This is a genomic window from Mycobacterium sp. TH-M103 (assembly GCF_057473785.1).
This window is the reverse complement of the sequence record NZ_JBYCLG010000318.1, coordinates 1-4,453: the sequence shown is the minus strand read 5'-3', so window position 1 is coordinate 4,453 and position 4,453 is coordinate 1. Positions and strand designations below refer to the sequence as shown.

At 68.1% G+C, this 4,453-nt stretch carries 5 protein-coding genes, 1 tRNA gene and 1 pseudogene; 1 reads left to right on the top strand and 6 read right to left on the bottom strand.

Translation table 11 applies throughout. The features are described from left to right. The 6 genes from AC2VOR_RS17565 to AC2VOR_RS17540 form a co-directional block, all read right to left on the bottom strand. A partial coding sequence (locus AC2VOR_RS17565; RefSeq protein WP_486964219.1) for a type II toxin-antitoxin system VapB family antitoxin occupies positions 1 to 162 on the bottom strand: 162 nt, incomplete at its 3' end. A 60-nt stretch (positions 163 to 222) separates the two neighbouring features. After that, entirely contained in the window at positions 223 to 1,341 is a 1,119-nt protein-coding gene (locus AC2VOR_RS17560; protein WP_369741538.1) for an epoxide hydrolase family protein, read from the bottom strand. An 821-nt stretch (positions 1,342 to 2,162) separates the two neighbouring features. Beyond that, positions 2,163 to 2,237, bottom strand: a tRNA-Val gene (locus tag AC2VOR_RS17555). 117 nt (positions 2,238 to 2,354) lie between these two features. Then, a complete protein-coding gene (locus AC2VOR_RS17550; protein WP_369738222.1) occupies positions 2,355 to 2,816 on the bottom strand; it encodes a peroxiredoxin in 462 nt (153 codons plus the stop codon). Then, positions 2,816 to 3,226, bottom strand: a complete 411-nt coding sequence (locus AC2VOR_RS17545) for a DUF3052 domain-containing protein (RefSeq protein ID WP_369738221.1) — start codon at positions 3,224 to 3,226, stop codon at positions 2,816 to 2,818. The genes AC2VOR_RS17550 and AC2VOR_RS17545 overlap by 1 nt, the downstream gene beginning before the upstream one ends. Positions 3,227 to 3,352: 126 nt before the next feature. Beyond that, positions 3,353 to 3,955 (bottom strand): hypothetical protein, encoded by a 603-nt coding sequence (locus tag AC2VOR_RS17540; RefSeq protein WP_369738220.1) that lies wholly within the window; start codon positions 3,953 to 3,955, stop codon positions 3,353 to 3,355. A 185-nt stretch (positions 3,956 to 4,140) separates the two neighbouring features. Here AC2VOR_RS17540 and AC2VOR_RS17535 point away from each other — a divergent pair. Continuing rightward, a pseudogene (locus AC2VOR_RS17535) lies at positions 4,141 to 4,453 on the top strand (pyruvate dehydrogenase (acetyl-transferring), homodimeric type); the annotation flags it as partial.

Here is a 4,453-nt window from a genome sequence, read left to right as displayed (position 1 = left end):
GACGCTGGCGTCGGTGAGTACGAAAGACTCGGCGCCGGAGCGCTGCTTGATCACCGCGCGCAGGCCGCTCTCGATCAACTCCCGCAACGTCGTCTGTTCCCGGCGGGCGAGTTGTTGCGCCTCGCGGAACAGCTCGTCCGGGAGATTCACGGTGGTCTTCATATGGCTGACCTTATCAGCTCAGCCATACAGCCATATCGTGCCGGCGGGCGGACGGGCCGCTCACCGCACCGTGGCGAAGAACGCGCGCAAATCCTCGACGAACAGCTCTGGCTGCTCGAAGGCCGCGAAGTGCCCGCCGCGCGGCATGGCCGTCCAGCGCGTGATGTTGTAGGCCGGTTCGCACCAAGACCGCGGCGGCTTCATCAGCTCGCCCGGGAAAGCCGCGACGCCCGTGGGCAATTCGACCCTGTCCTGCTGCTCCCACACCCGGAAGCTCTCCCAGTAGAGACGGGCCGAGGAGGTGGCCGTGCCCGTCACCCAGTACACCATCACGTTGTCGAGCAACTCGTCGCGGCTCAGCACGTTCTCCGGGTTGCCGTCGCAATCCATCCAGGCCCAGAACTTCTCGACGATCCACGCCAGTTGGCCCACCGGCGAATCGACGAGCCCGTAGCCCAGCGTCTGCGGCCGAGTGGACTGCTGCTTGGAGTAGCCGGTGCCCCACTTGCGGTGTGCGGCGAGCGCGGCCAGGGCCCGCTGTTCCTCTTCGGTCGGGTTCTTCAGCGCTTCGGGGGTCGGGCGCCCGATCGGCATGTTCAGGTGGATGGCCGCGCAGCGTCCGCGGTTGCGGCCGATCTGGGTGGTGACGGCCGCGCCCCAGTCGCCGCCCTGCGCGCCGTACCGCTGGTAGCCGAGGCGGCCCATGAGCGTCTCCCACGCGTGCGCGATCCGCTCGACGCCCCACCCGGTGCGGGTGGGCTTCCCGGAGAAGCCGTAGCCCGGAAGTGACGGGCACACAACGTGAAACGCGTCTTCGGCGCGGCCGGACGCCGGGTTGGTCAGGGGCTCTATCACCTTCTGGAACTCCACGATCGAGCCGGGCCAGCCGTGCGTGATCAGCAGCGGGAACGCATCGGGGTGCGGTGAGCGCTGATGGATGAAATGGATGTCCAGCCCGTCGATTTCGGTGGTGAACTGGTCGAAGCGGTTCAGCGCGGCCTCGCGGGAGCGCCAATCGTATTCGTCGGCCCAGTAGCCGGCCAACACGCGGGTGTAGTCCAGCGGGATGCCCTGACTCCAGTCGTCCACGCATTCGGCCTCGGGCCAGCGGGTGCGCGCCAGGCGCGAGCTCAGATCCCCCAGCACGTCGTCGGATACGTCGATGTGGAACGGCTTCACCGTGTCACCAGTCGTCATCATCGGAGCGCGGCCGGTGGCCGGCCTTCCCGCCGGCCCGCTCGAGGTCGCTGACGCGGCGGTGGGCGTCGGCCATCAGCGTCCGGACCATGTCCATCGGTTCCGGCCTGGGACAGCGGGCCGCACGGGCGCCGCCGTCCGGCCCGCACCGGCAGTCTGAAAATCCGGATGCTCGTCCACGTCCCCGAGACTGCCATATCGGTCGCGGCGACGCCGCGTCAACCCGCGTGGGCGCGGACGGTATCGAACCACCGACCGCTGGTGTGTGAATCTTTATCGCCACGTTCAGTGCCGCCGACAAGAGCCGGTACGACGAAGATCGAAAACCGCTCCCGTCGTTTCCTGCCTGGCGCTTTCGGCCCAACGGGGGTCGGCTCGTTCAAGTGTTCCCACCGTCGATAATCGCCTGGAATCCGTAGCTGCGGAGTCCCGCGTCCTGGCATCCTTGACTGGACGACCGCTTTGGCCGTGAGATGGGAAGGGGCCACCAGACCATGCAAATCGAGCTTCTCAGCCATCCCGGATGCCCAAACGCCGCCGCCACACGCGAGACCCTGGCCGAGTGCCTCGGCTCACTGGGAATCGACGTGCCGATCACCGAACACGTCGGGGACTTCCCGTCACCGTCGGTTGTCGTCAACGGCGCCGACGTAATGCGCGCTGGCGCAGTGCCGATTGGACGATCTTGCCGACTCGACTTACCCACTCGTGAGGCGATCATGGCTGCCCTGCACCAGGCGAGCGAAGCCGAACATCGGCGATAACTGCGGGCGGCGTATCCATTGCCCCCAGCAGGTATTTCTTGGTGGGCGCGGACGGTATCGAACCGCCGACCGCTGGTGTGTAAAACCAGAGCTCTACCACTGAGCTACGCGCCCCCATGCCCGCCGGAGGCTACACGCCCCCAGCGCAAGTACCCAAACCCGGCGCGCGGGCGCGCTTGTACGCCCCACGCGGCGTGTCGCCGTACAGAGACACGCGCGCTCGCCGGAACCTCAATCCTGCAAAGCCGCCAGCGCCTTGGTCCAGAGGCGCTGGTCGCGCGCCTCGCCGGGCTGCTTGCACTCCGCGAACCGGATGATCCCGGACCGATCCACGACGAAGGTGCCGCGATTGGAGTAGCCGGCGTCGTCGTTGAACACGCCGTAGGCCTGGCTGACCTCGCCGTGCGGCCAGAAATCCGACAGCACCGGAAACAGGAACCCGCTCTGGATCGCCCAGATCTTGTGTGTGGGCGGCGGGCCCACCGAGATGGCCAGCACCGCGCGGTCGTCGTTCTCGAAGTCGGGCAGATGATCGCGCACCGCGTCCAGTTCGCCCTGGCAGATCCCGGTGAACGCCAGCGGGAAGAACACCAGCAGGACGTTCTTGGCGTCGCGGTAGCCGCTGAGGGTCACGCGCTGCTGATTCTGGTCACGCAACGTGAAATCCGGGGCGGTGGCTCCGACCGGCAGCATCAACGCTTCCCGGCCCGGGATTTGGGCTGGACCAGCCGGCTGGCGGCCCAGTCCCCCAGGTTGACCGACGAGGTCGGCATCAGGCCCGCGGTCGGCGCCGCCTCGGCGATGTCGGCGGGCAGCACGTGACCGGGTTTGCCGGTCTTGGGCGTCAGCACCCAGATCACCCCGTCCTCGGCCAGCGGGCTGATGGCATCCATCAGCGTGTCCACCAGGTCCCCGTCGCCGTCGCGCCACCACAGCAGCACGACGTCGACGACCTCGTCGGTGTCCTCGTCGAGCAGCTCACTGCCGCAGGCCTCCTCGACCGCGGCGCGGATGTCGTCGTCGGTGTCTTCGTCCCAACCCCACTCCTGGACGACTTGGTCTCGTTGGATGCCCAATTTGCGAGCGTGATCCGCCGCGACCACCGTGGAGCCTCCTTGTATTCGTCCGCGCCGTGCGATGGGGATTATCGTCGCACAGCCGGCACCGGGTCCATACCTCTACTCAGGAGCTGCCCTGGGAATCGGCTGGCAGGAGCTTCTCAGAACCCCTCAGAACGAGGCCAGGCACAGCTTGAGCGCCTTGGTCTTGGCGTCGTTGAGCTGGTCGACCCGCTTGTTGAACTCGCCGGTCGGCGCGTGGGTCCCGATGGCGTTCGCCACCGCGTGCGCCGCGTCGGCGTAGGCGTTGAAGGCGTCTTTGAGCTGCTGGGACAGCGCGTCGTTGAAGCTGTCGAGGACCTTCGCGGCGCTGTCGTTGAGCGCCGCGATGGCCGGTCCCTCGGTCGGGCCGGTGCTGCGGCCCGCATTGAACGCGGCCACGAACTCGTTCACCTTGTCGATCGCGTCTTTGCTCGCGGTGGCGAGCGAATCGCAGGAGCTGCGGACCGCCCTGGTCGTCAGCGACTGCTGCCGCTGCGACTCCCGGCTGCTCGAGGTCGCCTGCGAGGCCGACACCGACGCCGAGACCGATTGCCGGTAGGCCGGGGCCAGGTTGGTGTCGGGCGTCGCCGTGCCGTTGGTGACCGTGGTGCACCCGGCCACCAGACCGAGCACGCCCATCAGGGCCGCCGCCGCGCAGCCCAGCGCCAGGGCACCCCGCCTGCGCAGGTCCCCCACGCGCGCGCGAGGGACCCCGCGCCATCCGATGAGCACGGGTGCTGACGTTACCGGGTGACGACATTCGGCAACCTCCCGACGCACCGGATCGCCGGGCCGGGTGAACGTTGCGCGGCGGATGGACGGCGGGTTCCCGCCCCGAACGCCGGTGCGGCACGATAGGGAGACCAGGTGCGGTGCACCGCAAAGCCACACGTCCCGCAGAACACAGGAGCAGTGCGTTGACCACCGAGTTCGCGCGCCACGATCTGGCGAAAAACCCAAGCAGCGCAAGCGAACCCGACCGCGTTCGGGTGATCCGCGAAGGTGTGGCCTCCTACTTGCCCGACATCGACCCCGAGGAGACCTCGGAGTGGCTGGAGTCCTTTGACCAGCTGCTGGAGCGCTCGGGTCCGGCGCGGGCCCGCTACATCATGTTGCGGCTGCTGGAACGGGCCGGCGAGCAGCGGGTGGCCATCCCGGCGCTGACGTCCACCGACTACGTCAACACCATCCCGACCGAGCTGGAACCGTGGTTTCCCGGCGACGAGGACG

Coding starts and splice junctions, on each gene's coding strand:
- AC2VOR_RS17550 (WP_369738222.1), bottom strand. CDS start 2,816: ATGCTGCCGGTCGGAGCCACCGCCCCGGATTTCACGTTGCGTGACCAG.